The following is a 15,645-nucleotide window of genomic DNA, read 5'->3' on the forward strand; positions in this document are numbered from 1 at the left end:
GTGATCCTTGGGCGCACAGTAGTCCACCGCCGTTACCGGCCGGAGGTAATCGCAGGTCCGGTGGCCTCTACCCAGGTGGGCGGCGGAGTCCTAGGGTGATCGGCATGCCAGTCGGACCGCACAGCAAAGGAAGCCCGGCCGCGCGGCGCACCCGTGTCCATGTGGTCAGTGACGTGCACGGAAACACCGAGGCCCTGGCCCGCGCCGGGGACGGCGCCGATGCCCTGATCTGCCTGGGTGACCTGGTGCTCTTCCTCGACTACGCCGACCACTCGCGCGGCATCTTCCCCGATCTCTTCGGCGTGGAGAACGCCGACCGGATCGTCGAACTGCGCACCGCCCGCCGCTTCGAGGAGGCCCGCGAGTTCGGCCGCGGCCTGTGGGCGGGCATGGACCGCAACGCCGCGATCGTCTCGGCGGTGCGCAAGCAGTACGCCGAGCTCTTCGCGGTCTTCCCCACCCCGACGTACGCCACCTACGGCAACGTCGACATCCCCGGCCTGTGGCCCGAGTACGCGCGCCCGGGCACCACCGTCCTCGACGGCGACCGCGTCGAAATCGGCGGCCTCGTGGTCGGCTTCGTCGGCGGCGGCCTGAAGACCCCGATGAACACCCCGTACGAGATCAGCGACGAGGAGTACGCGGCCAAGGTCGAGGCGATCGGTCCGGTCGACGTGCTCTGCACCCACATCCCACCCGATGTGCCGGAGCTGACGTACGACACGGTCGCGCGCCGCTTCGAACGCGGCAGCCGGGCCCTGCTCGACGCCATCCGCAGGACCCGGCCCCGGTACGCGCTCTTCGGCCACGTCCACCAGCCCCTGGTCCGCCGGATGCGGATCGGTGCCACCGAATGCGTGAACGTCGGCCACTTCGCGTCCACCGGCAGGCCCTGGGCCCTGGAGTGGTGACCGCACCGGCACCGGGCCCTGGGCCGAGGCGCCGCGCGCACGCGATAGCCTTCTGACGGCAGGCTTCTGCCGACGCACCGGTACACCGCACTGGAGGAGCCACGGCGATGGCTGAACACACCAGCTCGAGCATCACGATCGAGGCGGCGCCGGCCGACGTCATGGGAGTGATCGCCGACTTCGCCCGCTATCCGGAGTGGACCGGCGAGGTCAAGGAGGCCGAGATCCTCGCCACCGACGACCGGGGCCGCGCCGAGAAGGTCCGCCTCGTCCTCGACGCCGGAGCGATCAAGGACGACCACACCCTCGCGTACACCTGGATCGGCGACCACGAGGTCAGCTGGACCCTCGTCAAGTCCCAGATGCTGCGGGCCATCGACGGCTCCTACGCACTGGCCCCGCTCGGCGACGGCGACCGCACCGAGGTCACCTACCGGCTGACCGTCGACGTCAAGATCCCGATGCTCGGCATGATCAAGCGCAAGGCGGAGAAGGTCATCATCGACCGCGCCCTGGCCGGTCTGAAGAAGCGCGTCGAGTCCGTCCCGAAGGCCTGACCCGGTGCGTACGGTTCTCGTCACCGGCCCCGGCGGCGCAGGCCGTACCACCGTCGCGGCGGCGACCGCACTGGCCGCGGCCCGCCGGGGCCGCCGCGCCCTGCTGCTCTCCGCCGACGCCATACCCGGCTTCCCCGAGGGCACGGAACCCGCCGAGGTCACCGACGGTCTGTGGTCCGCCCGCATCGACTCCGGCGAGCACTTCCGCGGCGAACTCCTCGCCCTCCAGGAGCGGGCCTCCGGCGTGCTCGACCTGCTCGGCGGGAACCGCCTGGACGGCGAGGAGCTCACCGAACTCCCCGGCAGCGCGGAGCTCGCCCTCCTGCACACCCTGCGCCGCGCCGCCGAGGGCGACTGGTCGCAGGGCGGCCACGACCTCCTCGTCGTCGACCTGCCGCCGCTGCGCGAAGCGCTCGCCGTGCTCGCCCTGCCCGAACAGCTGCGCCGCTATCTGCGCCGGCTGCTGCCCCAGGAACGCCAGGCCGCACGCGCCCTGCGCCCGATGCTGGCGCAGCTCGCCGGCGTACCCATGCCCGCCCAGTGGCTGTACGAGGCCGCCGCCCGCAAGGACGCCGAGCTGGCCGCCGTCCAGGCACTGATCGAGGACCGCGGCACCACGCTCCGGCTGGTCGCCGAGCCCGGCCCCGCCGCCGAGGACGCCCTGCGCACCGCCCGCACCGGACTCGCCCTGCACGGACTGCGCGTCGACACCCTCGTCGCGAACCGGGTACTGCCCCGGCACTCCGGCGACCCCTGGTTCGCCGCCCTCGCCGCGCAGCAGGAGAAGACCGTCGGCCACTGGTACGAGGAATGGGTGCCCGCCGCGGCCCTGTGCGAAGTGCCCCACCTCGGCCGCGACCCGCGCGGCCCGGACGACCTCACCCTCCTCGACACCGGGGCCGGCTGCACGGTCTTCGGGGAAGCGGGCACCGGCGGCGGTCTCTTCGAGGGCGACGGGCTCGCCGCGGAACTCGACGACCGCGGCTCCGGCCGGGCCGGCGACCCGTGGTGGATCGAGGACCCGAACGCCCCGGACGCCCTCGACGGACTGCTGCCCGGCGCCCGGTCGGCGGCCGCCCCGCGGTCCGGCGACGGCGGCCCGGTCCTCGTCTGGTGCCTGCCGCTGCCCGGCGCCGCCAAGAAGGACCTCCAGCTGGTGCGCCGCGGCAACGAACTGCTTCTCACCGTGGGCCCGTTCCACCGGATCGTCCCCCTGGAGTCCGGGCTGCGCCGCTGCACCGTCTCCGGAGCGGCCCTGACCGACGGCGTCCTCCGCGTCAGGTTCACACCGGACCCCGGTCTCTGGCCCCGGACGAGCTGAACGGCGCGTCACGGTTCGGGTAACGTCGGTAGTACGTGCTCCGTATGCGCACGGCAGGCAAACCACGTCCATGCGCACCGCAGGCAAACCACGTCGCAGGAGTCCGCCATGAGCGAAGCCACCGATCGTCCCGCCGACGACGACGCGTGGGCGAAGGCCTGCGCCGAGGACCTCGAAGCGGAGAAGGCCCGCCGCCGCGCCCAGCACGGCCCGCCGCCCGGCACCGCCGCCGACGAGCTGCGCAAGCTGGTCGACGCCGTGGCCGGCAAGGTCTCGTCCCTCCAGTCGCCGCTCCTCGGCGCGGCGGCCCAGGGCACCGTGCAGCAGATCATCAGGCAGGCGAAGTCCGTCGTCGAGCCCGTCATCGAACGCAATCCGGACGTCTTCGACCACATCGCCGCGGCCGGCAGCGAACTCCTCGCCGCCTACCGCTCCGCGGTCGAAGGTCAGGAACGCCGCTGGACCCAGGGTGCGGGGGACCCCGCAGGCACCGAAAAGAAGGCCGACGACCCCACCGACCCCCGCGACGAGGGCCCCGCCGCCGGCGAACACATCGACCTGGACTGACCGGCACGGAGGGGCCGGGTCCCCGGCTCGGGTACCGTTGGCCGCAGCGGGGCTCGACCGGAACTGAGGGATTCATGGGACTCACCATCGGCGTCGATATCGGCGGCACGAAGATCGCAGCTGGAGTGGTCGACGAAGAGGGCCGGACCCTCTCGACGTTCACAGTGCCGACCCCGCAGACGGCTGAAGGCATCGTGGACGCGATCGCGGCGGCCGTGTCCGGCGCGAGCGAGGGCCACCAGATCGAGGCCGTCGGCATCGGCGCCGCCGGCTACGTCGACGACAAGCGCGCCACCGTGCTGTTCGCACCGAACATCAACTGGCGGCACGAGCCGCTCAAGGACAAGGTCGAACAGCGCGTCGGCCTTCCGGTCGTCGTCGAGAACGACGCCAACGCCGCCGCCTGGGGCGAGTACCGCTTCGGCGCCGGGCAGGGCCACGACGACGTCATCTGCATCACGCTCGGCACCGGGCTCGGCGGCGGCATCATCATCGGCAACAAACTGCGCCGCGGACGCTTCGGTGTGGCCGCCGAGTTCGGTCACATCCGGGTCGTCCCGGACGGGCTGCTCTGCGGCTGCGGCAGCCAGGGCTGCTGGGAGCAGTACGCGTCCGGGCGGGCACTCGTGCGGTACGCGAAGCAGCGCGCCAACGCCACCCCGGAGAACGCCACGACCCTGCTCTCGCTGGGCGACGGCACGGTGGACGGCATCGAGGGCAAGCACATCAGCGCGGCAGCCCGGCAGGGCGACCCGGTGGCGATCGACTCGTTCCGTGAGCTGGCCCGCTGGGCCGGCGCCGGACTCGCCGACCTCGCCTCGCTGTTCGACCCGTCCGCGTTCATCGTCGGCGGCGGCGTCTCGGACGAGGGCGAGCTCGTCCTCGACCCGATCCGCAAGTCGTTCCGGCGCTGGCTGATCGGTGGCGAGTGGCGCCCGCACGCCCAGGTGCTCGCGGCCCAACTGGGCGGCAAGGCCGGGCTGGTGGGCGCGGCGGACCTGGCCCGCCAGGGCTGAGCCTCCCCGGAACCGGACAGAACCGGACGCCCGTCGCGCCCCTGCGGGGTGCGGCGGGCGTCCGTCGTATCGTGAGACGCATGGTCCTGACGCCATTGCCCGACTCCCGTACCGAGCCGGATGGTTCGGCCGTCATCAGAGTGCTCAGTTACAACGTCCGGTCGATGCGCGACGACTGCGAGGCGCTGGCCCGCGTCATCAGCGCCTGCGTCCCCGACCTCGTCCTCGTCCAGGAAGCACCGCGTTTCTTCCGCTGGCGCAAGCGCGCCGCCTGGCTCGCGGCCCACACCGACCTGGTCGTCCTCAGCGGCGGCGCCACGGCGGCCGGACCGCTGCTGCTCTGCTCGCTACGGGCCGCCGTGGAGCGCACGGAGGACGTCCTGCTGCCGCTCACCCCCGGGCTGCACCGCAGGGGCTTCGCCACGTCGGTGGTACGGATCGCGGGCACCCGGATCGGTCTGCTGAGCTTCCATCTGAGCCTGCAGCGCGACGAACGCCTGGCCCAGACCGAGCTGTTGCTGGAACGGCTGGACGCGATGGGCGTCGAGCACGCCGTCGCGGCCGGCGACCTCAACGACGTACCGACCGGGGCCGCGTTCCGGCGGCTGGCCGGGCGGCTCCAGGACTGCCGGGCCGTACGGCCGTGGGGCGCCGAGAACACCTTCTCGGCGGACCGTCCGCGGCGGCGCATCGACGCGGTGTTCGCGACGGGCGGGATCGAGGTGCTCGGCTGCGGTGTCCCCGCGGGGCTGCCCGGGGTCACCGACGCGGACCTGCGGACGGCCACGGACCATCTGCCGGTGCTGGCGGCACTGCGGGTGCCCGCGGCCGGTTCCGGGCGGCGCGGCGCGAGCGCGCCCTGAGCCGCGGGGCGCCGCCGGCCGCCTCGGCGGCCCGGTCTCAGACGACCGCGCCGCGGCCCGGGTCGTCGCCGTCCTCGTCGTCGCCATCCATGCGCGCCACCAGCGTGACGAAGCCGCCCAGGAAGCCGCCGACGCAGACCGTCGTGAGCCACCAGGTCATGTCCCACCGCAGCAGGACCGCGACCAGCATCAGCACCGGACCGCCCACGACCGCGAGCCAGGCGAACTTCGCCGTGACATCGGCCTCCGGCAGTGGCGGCGGCTCCGGGGGGACGAAATGCCCCTCGTCGCTGTCGTCGAGGTCGCCGTCCTTCGGCTCGGCCACCTCGTAGTCGCGCGGGCCGGCGACGCCGGGCGCGAACACGATCGAGCTGCCGAGCGGCTTCTCCGGCGGTTTCGAGGGCTTCTTCCCGACCCCCTTGTCCGGGTCCAGGACGCCCGACTGATCGTCCTCCGGCAGCGCGAGGTCCTCGATCGACCTGAACGGCCTGGCGCCCGGCGGGTCCGGCGGTTCGTCGCCGTACCCCGCGACGATCGCCTTCCACGCGGCGTCCTCGTCGATCGACCGGTCGGGCCGGTCGCCGTCGGCACCCGGCGGCGCCGTCCGGGCGGCAGCGGCATCCTGCGGACCCGTGCCCTCACCCGTGTCCGTGCCTGCGCCTGTGTCCGTACCCGTGCTGTCCTCGGGAACGGTCGTTCCTTCCGCGGGAGGGGGCTCGCGCCCCTCCTCGCTGCCCGCGCGCTCCGCGTCGTGCTCAGCCACCTGACGTGCTCCCCTTCTTTCCGACGCTCGGAGCGAGGCGGCCGATGAACCGGTGGCTCTCGTCGAAGATCCGCTCCGCATCGTGGTCCAACGTCGCCACGTGGTAGCTCTGTTCCAGCAGGATCTCCTCGACGTCCGTCGAGGAGATCCTGCTGAGGATCCGGGCCGAGTCGGCGGGCGGCACCACATGGTCCTGCGGGCTGTGCAGCAGGACGATCGGCTGGGTGACCTGCGGCAGTTCGGCGTCGACCAGGCGGAGGAACTTCCGCAGCGAATGCGCCGCGTGCAGCGGCACCCGGTCGTATCCGGTCTCGGCGGAGCCCGCCAGGGCGATGTCGCTGGCCAGCCCCTTCGTCGTCCGCACCAGATGGCGGGCGACCGGCAGCGCGTACGCCGACAGGCCGTGCACCTTGTTCGCCGGATTGACGAGCACCAGACCGCTGATGGCGTCCCCGTGCTTCGCCGCCAGCCGCAGCGTCAGCGCGCCTCCCATGGAGAGGCCGAAGACGAAGACCTGGGCGCACCGCTCCAGCAGGGCGCGCAGCTCCCGGTCCACCTCCGCGTACCAGTCCTGCCAGCCGGTGATCTGCATGTCCTCCCAGCGGGTGCCGTGCCCGGGCAGCAGCGGCAGCGACACGGTGAGCCCGCGCTCCGCCAGATGGTCGGCCCAGGGGCGCAGCGACTGCGGGGAACCGGTAAATCCGTGGCAGAGAAGGACACCGACCTCTCCGCCCTCGTGGCGGAACGGCTCGGCTCCAGGCAGGACCGGCACCGGGGTCTCCTGTTCGTGAGGCTCGAAAGGGAGCGAAAGGGGGAGCGCAGAAGGATTACTTCACCGTACGCGACCGGACTGACACCGACCAGGGCCGTCACCGACACCGACCGGGGGCGCCGTCACCGGCGGGCGCCCTCGCGGCCCGGGTCACCGCTTCGGCTCCACGCCGGGCGGGAGCGCGGACGACCGCACGGGTTAAGGTCAGTCGGACAGCACACAGGAGGCACCCGAGTTGATCTACGGCGCAATGAAGTTCTCCATCGGCGGAGGCTTGAAGCTCGCCTTTCGGCCATGGGTGGAGGGCCTGGAGAACATCCCCGCGCAAGGACCGGCGATCCTGGCGAGCAATCACCTGTCGTTCTCCGACTCCTTCTTCCTGCCGGCCGTCCTGGACCGCAAGGTCACTTTCATCGCCAAGTCCGAGTACTTCACCGCACCGGGGGTGAAGGGCAAACTGACCGCGGCCTTCTTCAAGGGCGTCGGCCAGCTGCCGGTGGACCGCTCGGGTGCCCGCGGCGCCGGTGAGGCAGCCATCAAGGCGGGCATCGAGGTCATCGAGAGCGGCGGGCTCTTCGGTATCTACCCGGAAGGCACCCGCTCGCCCGACGGCCGCCTCTACCGGGGCAAGCCCGGCGGGCTCGCCCGGGTGGCGCTGGCCACCGGAGCGCCCGTCATCCCCGTCGCGATGATCGATACGGAGAAGATCCAGCCGCCCGGCCAGGTGATGCCCAAGCTGATGCGTCCGGGGATCAGGATCGGCAAACCGCTCGACTTCAGCCGCTACCACGGCATGGAGGGGGACCGCTTCATCCTCCGCTCGGTCACCGACGAGGTGATGTACGAGATCATGAAGCTCTCCGGCCAGGAGTACGTCGACATCTACGCGACCGCCGCCAAGCGGCAGATCGCGGACGAGGCGAAGCGCCGTGCCGAGGAGGCGAAGCGCGCGGGCGGAGAATCCGGATCGCAGGAGTGACGGAACGGTTCGGCGCGTAACCGCGTCGTTTCCGTCCGGGGGGTGGGGAAGTGGCCAAGCGCGAGCGGGTCGTACGGATGTCGGTCGAGCAGCCGCTGTGGCGTGCGCTCATGGCGTACCGCATTCTGACGATGGTCTACGCGGTGCTGCTCGCCGTCTTCGGCCGGGACAGGTACGACCGGCCGTGGGTGGCCATCGCCTTCCTGGCGGTGATGGTGGTCTGGACGCTCGGCACCCTCCCGAAGGTCGCGGGCGCCGTCGCCTGCACCAAGCGCTTCCTCGGCGCCGACCTCACCCTCGCCCTCGTCGGCATCCTTCTCACCCCGCTCGCCGACTTCGACGCCCAGCACATCGACGGCCCGACGCTGCCGTCCATCTGGACGGCGGGCTCCGTGCTGGCCTTCGCCATCAAGGGAGGCTGGCGCTGGGCGGCCCTGGCCTCCACCTTCGTCGCCGTCGCCAACATCGTCGAGCGCGGCGAGCCGAGCCGGGACACCTTCCACAACGTCCTGCTGGTCTGGGTCGCCTCCATCGCCATCGGCTACGTCGTCGAGGTGGCCCGAGCAAGTGAGCGCACCCTCGCCCGCGCCCTGGAGATCGAGGCCGCCACCCGTGAGCGGGAACGGCTGGCCCGCGACATCCACGACAGCGTGCTCCAGGTCCTCGCGATGGTGCAGCGCCGCGGCACGGCGCTGGGCGGCGAGGCCGCCGAGCTGGGCCGGATGGCCGGTGAGCAGGAAGTCGCCCTGCGCACCCTGGTCTCCAGCGGCCTCGTGCCCGCCACCCGGGTCTCCGAGGACGCCGCCGAGGGCGCCGTGGTCCGCAGCGTCGAGGTCGACGACGAGGACGGGCCGTCCGGATGGGCCGACTGCGACCTGCGCTCCCTGCTCGCCCCGCACGCCGGCTCGCGGATCAGCTTCGCGGAGCCCGGCGCTCCGGTGCTGCTCGCCCCGGCGGCCGCCAAGGAACTGGCGGCCGCCGTCGGTGCCGCCCTGGACAATGTCAGGATCCATGCAGGGGAGAGCGCCCAGGCCTGGATCCTCGTCGAGGACTGGCCGGACGAGGTGATCGTGACGGTCCGGGACGACGGCCCCGGCATTCCGGAGGGGCGGCTCGCCCAGGCGGAGGGGGAGGGGCGGATGGGGGTGGCCCTGTCGATCCGGGGGCGGCTGCGTGACCTGGGCGGCACGGCGGAGTTGATTTCGGTGCCCGGCCAGGGCACAGAGGTCGAGTTGAAGGTCCCTAAGGTCTCGAAGGCATCAAGGGCCTAGAAGGCTTCACAGGTCTCACAGGTTTCACAGGTTTCGCGGGGGAAGGCAGGATCAGGCAGATGAGTACGGAGAACACCCGGGGCGGCGAGGAGCGCACCATCAGGGTGATGGTGGTCGACGACCACCCGATGTGGCGCGACGCGGTGGCCCGCGACCTCTCCGAGTCCGGTTTCGAGGTGGTGGCGACCGCCGGCGACGGACCGCAGGCCGTCCGCAGGGCGAAGGCCGCCACCCCCGACGTCCTCGTCCTGGACCTCAATCTGCCCGGCATGCCCGGCGTGCAGGTCTGCAAGGAGCTCGTCGGCTCCCACCCCGGACTGCGGGTGCTGGTGCTCTCCGCGAGCGGCGAGCACGCCGACGTACTGGAGGCGGTCAAGTCCGGCGCCACCGGATACCTGCTCAAGTCGGCCAGTACGCAGGAGCTGACCGAGGCCGTGCGGTCCACCGCCGCCGGTGATCCCGTCTTCACCCCGGGCCTGGCCGGACTGGTCCTCGGCGAATACCGCAGGCTCGCCTCGGACCCCACTCCTGTCGCGTCCGACGAACCCAAGGCCCCGCAGCTCACCGAGCGCGAGACCGAGGTGCTGCGGCTGGTCGCCAAGGGGCTCTCGTACAAGCAGATCGCCGAACGTCTGGTCATCTCGCACCGCACCGTCCAGAACCACGTCCAGAACACCCTGGGCAAGCTCCAGCTGCACAACCGGGTGGAGCTCGTGCGGTACGCGATCGAGCGCGGCCTCGACGACGCCTGACCCAACGCGCCCGGACTGAGCCGGATTTGCTCCCTCCGCTCCATTCCTGAGTGACCTGGATCACCACTAGCGTGGTCGTCGGCGAGCTCACTTCGGCGAAGGGACGCTTCCATGCGGGTCGGAGTACTGACCGGCGGCGGTGACTGCCCAGGGCTCAACGCGGTCATCCGCGCCGTCGTCCGCAAGGGTGTACAGGAGTACGGCTACGACTTCATCGGATTCCGGGACGGCTGGCGCGGCCCGCTGGAGGGCGAGACGGTGCCGCTCTCCGTCCCGGCGGTGCGCGGCATCCTGCCGCGCGGCGGCACCATCCTCGGTTCCTCGCGCACCAATCCACTCGGCGCCGAGCACGGCGTCCGCCGGATCAGGGACAACCTCGCCGCGTACGGCGTCGACTCACTCGTCGTGATCGGCGGCGAGGACACCCTCGGTGTGGCGGCGACCCTGGCCGGCGAGCACGGCATCAAGTGCGTCGGCGTGCCCAAGACCATCGACAACGACCTCTCCGCCACCGACTACACCTTCGGCTTCGACACGGCTGTCTCCATCGCGACCGAGGCCATCGACCGCCTGCACACCACGGCCGAATCCCATATGCGCGTGCTCGTCGTCGAGGTGATGGGCCGTCACGCGGGCTGGATCGCGCTCCACGCGGGGCTGGCCGGCGGTGCGAACGTCATCCTCATCCCGGAGCAGCGCTTCGACATCGAGCAGGTCTGCTCCTGGGTGATCTCGCGGTTCAGAGCGAGTTACGCGCCGATAGTGGTGGTGGCCGAAGGGGCCATGCCCGCGCGGGGCGAGATGATCCTCAAGGACGGGTCGCACGACTCCTTCGGCCATGTCCGGCTCTCCGGCGTCGGCGAATGGCTGGCCGCGCAGATCGAGAGCCGCACCGGCAAGGAGGCCAGAACGACCGTCCTCGGCCATGTCCAGCGCGGCGGCACCCCCAGCGCCTTCGACCGCTGGCTGGCCACCCGCTTCGGTCTGCACGCCATCGACGCCGTCCGTGACGGCGACTTCGGCACGATGGTCGCCCTGAAAGGAACCGACATCGTGCGCGTGCCGATCGCGGAGGCGACCGCCCGGCTCAAGACGGTCGATCCGGCCCTCTACGCGGAGGTGGGTGTCTTCTTCGGCTGAGCGGCGTACCGGAGGTGCGAGCCGTACTATGCGCGGACATCCGGTACGCAACTCCCCTCTTTCGTGCGAAATGAAAAAAAATGGAGAAGTCGTGGAAATCCTGGCATTCGGTGTGCAGTCCGACGAGAAGCCGCTGATCGAGAAGGCCTTCGCCGGACAGCACGAGGTCCGATGCCTGGACGTCTTCCTGAACAGGGACACCGCCCCGATCGCGGCGGGCTACGAGGTCATCTCCACCAGCGTCAACGCCGACCTGGGCAGCGGCGTCCTGCAGACCCTCGCGGCGGGCGGCACGCAGATGATCGCCCAGCGCTCCACCGGCTTCAACAACATCGACCTCGACGTCGCGGAACGGCTCGCCCTGCGGGTCGCCCGGGTCTCCCACTACTCGCCGTACTCGGTCGCGGAATTCGCCTGGACCCTCGCGATGGCGGTCAACCGCCGCGTCATCCGGGCCGCGAGCCGCACCCGTGATTTCGACTTCCGGCTCGACGGCCTCCTCGGCCGGGACATGCACGGCCGCACGGCGGGGGTGATCGGCACGGGCAGGATCGGCGAGGCGTTCACCCGGATCGCCCACGGTTTCGGCATGAGGCTGCTCGGCTGGGACGTCGAGGAGAACCCCGCCTGCGTCGGCCTCGGCATGGAGTACGTCGGCAAGGAGCGGCTCCTCGCCGAGTCCGACCTGATCAGCCTGCATGTCCCGCTGCTGCCCGCGACCCACCACATCATCGGCGAGGACGCCCTGGCGAAGATGAAGGACGACGCGATCCTGATCAACTCCAGCCGCGGCGGTCTCATCGACACCACGGCACTGGTGGCCGAGCTCCGCGCGGGCCGTCTCCTGGGTGTCGGACTCGATGTGTACGAGGCGGAGGCCGGGCTGTTCTTCCTCGACAAGTCCCTGGAGGGCGTCGACGACGACACCCTCGCCCGGCTCGTCACCTTCCCGAACGTCGTCGTGACCTCGCACCAGGCGTACTACACCCGGGACGCCGTGGCCCAGATCATCGACACCACCGTCCGGAACGTCGCCGACTACCTGGCCGGCCGCCGCAGCGGCAACGTCCTCGTCCCGGCGGCCCCGGCGGGCTGAGACCCCGGAGCTTCCCCGGGGTCCCGTCCGTCCCGTTCAGCCGGCGACCGGCAGCCCCGCCAGCAGCTCGGCCACGATCGTCGCGCCGCGCAGGGTCAGCACCGACTCCGGATGGAACTGCACCGAGGCGAAGCCCGGTCCGCGCAGCGCGTGCAGCTCCCCGGTCGCCGCGTCCAGGCTCGCCTCGACCCCGTGCGCCGCCAGCTCGACGGCCGCACCGTCGTCGCAGCGCGCGGTGAAGCTGTTGTAGAAGCCGACTGTCTCGGGCCGTCCGAACAGCTCGATCCGGGTCTGCGCGCCCTGGTGCGGCACGGACTTGCGGACGATCTCCAGACCCAGCTCCGCCGCGATCAGCTCATGGCCGAGGCAGACCCCCAGCAGACCGTGCCGGTGATCACGGACCAGCTCCGCGGCGAACTCGCGCAGCATTCGCATCTTCGGATCGGCCGTGTCGCCCGGATTCCCGGGCCCGGGACCCAGTACGACCGGGCCCGCGTGCGCCCGTACGCGCTCGCGCAGCCCCGGCTCGTCGTAGCGGTGCACCGACACCTCCAGACCCGACGAGCGCAGCAGATGCGCCAGCATCGCGGTGAAGGTGTCCTCCCCGTCGATCACCAGCGCACGGCCGGACAGCTCGTGCGTATGCTCCTGCATCCGCAGCCAGAACGGCGCCAGGCCGTCCCGCCGGGAGTCCAGCGCTGCCTGCACCCGCGGGTCGCCGGCCAGCTGCGGATGCGCCGCCCCGTCCCGCGGCCGGCCCGGCCGCACCCCCAGCGCGGCCAGCACCCCGGCCGCCTTCGCGTGGGTCTCGGCGACCTCGCCGTCCGGGTCGGAATGGCGTACGAGCGTCGCCCCGACCGGTACCCGCAACCGCCCGTCGGCCCCGATGTCGGCGGTACGGATCAGGATCGGCGAGTCCAGGGTCTGCGCCCCGCCCGGCTCCTGCCGCAGCAGCGCCAGCGCGCCCGCGTAGTAGCCGCGCCCGCCGGGCTCGTACCGCTTGATGACCCGGCAGGCGTTCTGCACCGGGGAGCCGGTGACCGTCGCCGCGAACATCGTCTCCTTCAGCACCTCCCGCACATCCAGCGAGGAGCGCCCGCGCAGCTCGTACTCCGTGTGTGCGAGATGGGCCATCTCCTTGAGCCGTGGCCCGACCACCACCCCGCCCATGTCACCGACGGTGCACATCATCTTGAGTTCCTCGTCGACCACCATGGAGAGCTCGTCCCTCTCCTTGCGGTCGGAGAGGAAGGCCAGCAGACCCTCGGCGGTCGGGCCCTCGGCGGGGTAGCGGTACGTGCCGCTGATCGGGTTCATCACGACCGTCCCGCCCGACATCCGCACATGCACCTCGGGGCTCGCGCCGACGAGCGTCCGCCCACCCGGTGACGAGGACCCCGCGGGTCCGCCGTCGCCCGTGTGGACGACGAAGGTCCAGTACGCGCCCCGCTCACCGGCCAGCAACCGCCGGAAGAGGGCCAGCGCGTCCGCCCGGCCGAAGCCGGGGATCTCGCCCCGGAAGGTCCGCCGGACGACGAAGTTCGCGCCCTCGCCCTGCCCGATCTCGTCCTCGACGACCCGCCGGACGATCCCCGCGTACTCCTCGTCCGGGACGTCGAAGCCGCCGCCCTCGACCCGCACGTCGTGGGCCGGCAGGCGGTCCAGCACCTCGGCGAGCGGCAGCTCGTACGTCTCCTCGGCGACCAGCACGGACAGCGGCGTCCCGTCGTCGCGCACATCGAAGCCGCGCTCGGCGATCTGCCGGAACGGCACCAGGGCGAGCGACGGCAGCGCACCGACCGGGAGGTCGGCGAGCCGGTCCGCCTCCCGTACCCGGCCGATCAGCACCTCGACGGTGTCGTGGTCGTGGCCGGGGGTGCGCCTGCGCAGCAGCGCGAACGGCGGGCAGTCGTCACGCAGGAGCCGCTCGACGACGAGGCCGGTGCGGTGGGGCTGGGGCATGGGGGTGTTCCTTCGATACGGAGGAACGGCTCCCGAAACGCAGAGAAGGCCGCCCCTCGGGCGGCCTTCGCGTGGTCTGTCGCGCGCGATCGATCAGTGGGCCGCCGGATGAGCGGTCCACCACCAGTTCTGGTGCGTCTGCGCGAACATGTTCCGAACCCTAACGGATGCCCTCGTCATCCGAGCGCGCGTCTCAACTATTGAGCCTACGGATGGACGCACCGCCGGACCCCGTAGTGTTGTCCGTGTGACCGTGAACGCCAATACCTCCGTCGCCGGTGGCCACACCTGGCGAGACCTTCCCGCGGCGCAGCAGCCCGAGTACCCCGATGCCGAGGCTCTGCGCGATGTACTCGCGGACCTCGCGTCGTATCCGCCGCTCGTCTTCGCGGGCGAGTGCGACCAGCTGCGTGCCCGCATGGGAGCCGTCGCCAAGGGCGAGGCGTTCCTGCTGCAGGGCGGTGACTGCGCCGAGGCCTTCGACGCCGTGTCGGCCGAGCACATCCGGGCCAAGCTGAAGACGCTGCTCCAGATGAGCGCCGTGCTGACCTACGCGGCCTCCGTGCCCGTCGTCAAGGTGGGCCGGATCGCCGGGCAGTACTCCAAGCCGCGCTCCAAGTCGACCGAGACCCGCGACGGCGTCACCCTGCCGACCTACCGCGGCGACTCCGTCAACGGCTTCGCCTTCACCGAGGAAGCCCGTGTCCCGGACCCCGACCGGCTGAAGCAGATGTACCACGCATCCGCTTCCACGCTGAACCTGGTCCGCGCCTTCACCACCGGCGGTTACGCCGACCTGCGCCAGGTGCACGCCTGGAACCAGGACTTCGTGAAGTCGTCGCCGTCCGGCCAGCGCTACGAGGCGCTCGCCCGCGAGATCGACAACGCGCTGAACTTCATGAAGGCGTGCGGTACGGACCCGGCCGAGTTCAAGGCGGTCGAGTTCTACGCCTCGCACGAGGGCCTGCTGCTGGACTACGAGTCGGCACTGACCCGCACCGATTCGCGCACCGGCCAGCTGTACGACACCTCCGGGCACATGGTCTGGATCGGTGAGCGCACCCGGCAGATGGACGGCGCGCACATCGAGTTCGCCTCGAAGATCCGCAACCCCATCGGCATCAAGCTCGGCCCGACGACCACCGTCGAGGAGGCGCTCGGCTACGTCGAACGCCTCGACCCCGAGCGCGAGCCCGGCCGGCTGACCTTCATCGTCCGCATGGGCGCCGACAAGGTCCGCGACAAGCTGCCCGACCTGGTCGAGAAGGTCACCGCCTCCGGGGCGACCGTGGCGTGGGTGACCGACCCGATGCACGGCAACACCTTCGAGGCCGCCTCCGGCCACAAGACCCGTCGCTTCGACGACGTCCTGGACGAGGTCAAGGGCTTCTTCGAGGTCCACAAGGGCCTCGGCACGCACCCGGGCGGCATCCACGTCGAGCTCACCGGCGACGATGTCACCGAGTGCGTCGGCGGCGGACACGAGATCTTCGTGGACGATCTGCACCAGCGCTACGAGACGGCCTGCGACCCGCGGCTCAACCGCAGCCAGTCCCTCGACCTGGCGTTCCTGGTCGCCGAGATGTACCGGGACCAGTAGCCGTCACTGCGGGTGGCATGCGTACGACTGTGGGGCACGGATCGATGTGATCCGTGCCCCACAGGGCGTTCGGAG

General features: G+C 71.4%; 16 protein-coding genes. 12 read left to right on the top strand and 4 right to left on the bottom strand.

Annotated features, from left to right (window positions below; translation table 11 throughout):
* Window positions 1-104 precede the first annotated feature (104 nt).
* From ACFVT1_RS20440 to ACFVT1_RS20465, 6 genes are all read left to right on the top strand, one after another.
* Window positions 105-911 (top strand): metallophosphoesterase, encoded by an 807-nt coding sequence (locus ACFVT1_RS20440; protein WP_389797278.1) that lies wholly within the window; start codon window positions 105-107, stop codon window positions 909-911.
* A gap of 107 nt (window positions 912-1,018) precedes the next feature.
* On the top strand, window positions 1,019-1,468 hold the full coding sequence (locus ACFVT1_RS20445; protein WP_389797281.1) for an SRPBCC family protein: 450 nt from the start codon (window positions 1,019-1,021) through the stop codon (window positions 1,466-1,468).
* A gap of 4 nt (window positions 1,469-1,472) precedes the next feature.
* Window positions 1,473-2,789 (top strand): ArsA family ATPase, encoded by a 1,317-nt coding sequence (locus tag ACFVT1_RS20450; RefSeq protein WP_389797284.1) that lies wholly within the window; start codon window positions 1,473-1,475, stop codon window positions 2,787-2,789.
* Between the two features lie 108 nt (window positions 2,790-2,897).
* Window positions 2,898-3,356, top strand: coding sequence for a DUF5304 domain-containing protein (locus tag ACFVT1_RS20455; protein WP_389797287.1), 459 nt, complete (start codon window positions 2,898-2,900; stop codon window positions 3,354-3,356).
* A 74-nt stretch (window positions 3,357-3,430) separates the two neighbouring features.
* Entirely contained in the window at window positions 3,431-4,372 is a 942-nt protein-coding gene (locus tag ACFVT1_RS20460; RefSeq protein ID WP_389797290.1) for an ROK family glucokinase, read from the top strand.
* An 80-nt stretch (window positions 4,373-4,452) separates the two neighbouring features.
* Complete coding sequence (locus ACFVT1_RS20465; RefSeq protein WP_389797293.1) at window positions 4,453-5,235, top strand: endonuclease/exonuclease/phosphatase family protein; 783 nt, start codon at window positions 4,453-4,455, stop codon at window positions 5,233-5,235.
* A 37-nt stretch (window positions 5,236-5,272) separates the two neighbouring features.
* Here the strand turns inward: ACFVT1_RS20465 and ACFVT1_RS20470 are convergent, their stop codons facing one another.
* Together ACFVT1_RS20470 and ACFVT1_RS20475 are read right to left on the bottom strand one after the other, a co-directional pair.
* On the bottom strand, window positions 5,273-5,998 hold the full coding sequence (locus ACFVT1_RS20470; protein ID WP_389797296.1) for a hypothetical protein: 726 nt from the start codon (window positions 5,996-5,998) through the stop codon (window positions 5,273-5,275).
* A complete protein-coding gene (locus tag ACFVT1_RS20475) occupies window positions 5,991-6,770 on the bottom strand; it encodes an alpha/beta hydrolase (RefSeq protein ID WP_389797299.1) in 780 nt (259 codons plus the stop codon). The genes ACFVT1_RS20470 and ACFVT1_RS20475 overlap by 8 nt, the downstream gene beginning before the upstream one ends.
* Window positions 6,771-7,005: 235 nt before the next feature.
* Between ACFVT1_RS20475 and ACFVT1_RS20480 the strand changes: the two genes are divergently transcribed.
* The 5 genes from ACFVT1_RS20480 (at window position 7,006) to ACFVT1_RS20500 (ending at window position 12,008) form a co-directional block, all read left to right on the top strand.
* On the top strand, window positions 7,006-7,749 hold the full coding sequence (locus ACFVT1_RS20480) for a lysophospholipid acyltransferase family protein (protein ID WP_389797301.1): 744 nt from the start codon (window positions 7,006-7,008) through the stop codon (window positions 7,747-7,749).
* Window positions 7,750-7,799: 50 nt separating this feature from the next.
* Window positions 7,800-9,020 (top strand): MacS family sensor histidine kinase, encoded by a 1,221-nt coding sequence (gene macS / locus ACFVT1_RS20485; RefSeq protein ID WP_389797304.1) that lies wholly within the window; start codon window positions 7,800-7,802, stop codon window positions 9,018-9,020.
* A 59-nt stretch (window positions 9,021-9,079) separates the two neighbouring features.
* Entirely contained in the window at window positions 9,080-9,772 is a 693-nt protein-coding gene (locus tag ACFVT1_RS20490; RefSeq protein WP_389797306.1) for a response regulator, read from the top strand.
* A gap of 111 nt (window positions 9,773-9,883) precedes the next feature.
* A complete protein-coding gene (locus ACFVT1_RS20495; RefSeq protein ID WP_389797308.1) occupies window positions 9,884-10,912 on the top strand; it encodes a 6-phosphofructokinase in 1,029 nt (342 codons plus the stop codon).
* 91 nt (window positions 10,913-11,003) lie between these two features.
* Entirely contained in the window at window positions 11,004-12,008 is a 1,005-nt protein-coding gene (locus tag ACFVT1_RS20500; protein ID WP_389797309.1) for a 2-hydroxyacid dehydrogenase, read from the top strand.
* A 36-nt stretch (window positions 12,009-12,044) separates the two neighbouring features.
* Here ACFVT1_RS20500 and ACFVT1_RS20505 read toward each other — a convergent pair whose 3' ends face one another.
* Both ACFVT1_RS20505 and ACFVT1_RS20510 read right to left on the bottom strand, forming a co-directional pair.
* Window positions 12,045-13,970 (bottom strand): anthranilate synthase family protein, encoded by a 1,926-nt coding sequence (locus tag ACFVT1_RS20505; RefSeq protein ID WP_389797311.1) that lies wholly within the window; start codon window positions 13,968-13,970, stop codon window positions 12,045-12,047.
* A 93-nt stretch (window positions 13,971-14,063) separates the two neighbouring features.
* Window positions 14,064-14,150, bottom strand: coding sequence for a trp operon leader peptide (locus ACFVT1_RS20510; protein ID WP_389797744.1), 87 nt, complete (start codon window positions 14,148-14,150; stop codon window positions 14,064-14,066).
* Window positions 14,151-14,223: 73 nt separating this feature from the next.
* Here ACFVT1_RS20510 and ACFVT1_RS20515 point away from each other — a divergent pair, with 73 nt between their 5' ends.
* Window positions 14,224-15,570, top strand: a complete 1,347-nt coding sequence (locus ACFVT1_RS20515) for a class II 3-deoxy-7-phosphoheptulonate synthase (RefSeq protein ID WP_389797746.1) — start codon at window positions 14,224-14,226, stop codon at window positions 15,568-15,570.
* Window positions 15,571-15,645 lie beyond the last annotated feature (75 nt).

The organism is Streptomyces sp. NPDC057963 (assembly GCF_042887155.1).
Taxonomy (GTDB): Bacteria; Actinomycetota; Actinomycetes; order Streptomycetales; family Streptomycetaceae; genus Streptomyces.

Bases quoted from the DNA above. Each gene is read 5' to 3' on its own strand.
- ACFVT1_RS20440 (WP_389797278.1), top strand. From the start codon at position 105: ATGCCAGTCGGACCGCACAGCAAAGGAAGCCCGGCCGCGCGGCGCACC.
- ACFVT1_RS20445 (WP_389797281.1), top strand. From the start codon at position 1,019: ATGGCTGAACACACCAGCTCGAGCATCACGATCGAGGCGGCGCCGGCC.
- ACFVT1_RS20455 (WP_389797287.1), top strand. From the start codon at position 2,898: ATGAGCGAAGCCACCGATCGTCCCGCCGACGACGACGCGTGGGCGAAG.
- ACFVT1_RS20460 (WP_389797290.1), top strand. From the start codon at position 3,431: ATGGGACTCACCATCGGCGTCGATATCGGCGGCACGAAGATCGCAGCT.
- ACFVT1_RS20465 (WP_389797293.1), top strand. From the start codon at position 4,453: ATGGTCCTGACGCCATTGCCCGACTCCCGTACCGAGCCGGATGGTTCG.
- ACFVT1_RS20490 (WP_389797306.1), top strand. From the start codon at position 9,080: ATGAGTACGGAGAACACCCGGGGCGGCGAGGAGCGCACCATCAGGGTG.
- ACFVT1_RS20495 (WP_389797308.1), top strand. From the start codon at position 9,884: ATGCGGGTCGGAGTACTGACCGGCGGCGGTGACTGCCCAGGGCTCAAC.
- ACFVT1_RS20505 (WP_389797311.1), bottom strand. From the start codon at position 13,970: ATGCCCCAGCCCCACCGCACCGGCCTCGTCGTCGAGCGGCTCCTGCGT.
- ACFVT1_RS20510 (WP_389797744.1), bottom strand. From the start codon at position 14,150: ATGACGAGGGCATCCGTTAGGGTTCGGAACATGTTCGCGCAGACGCAC.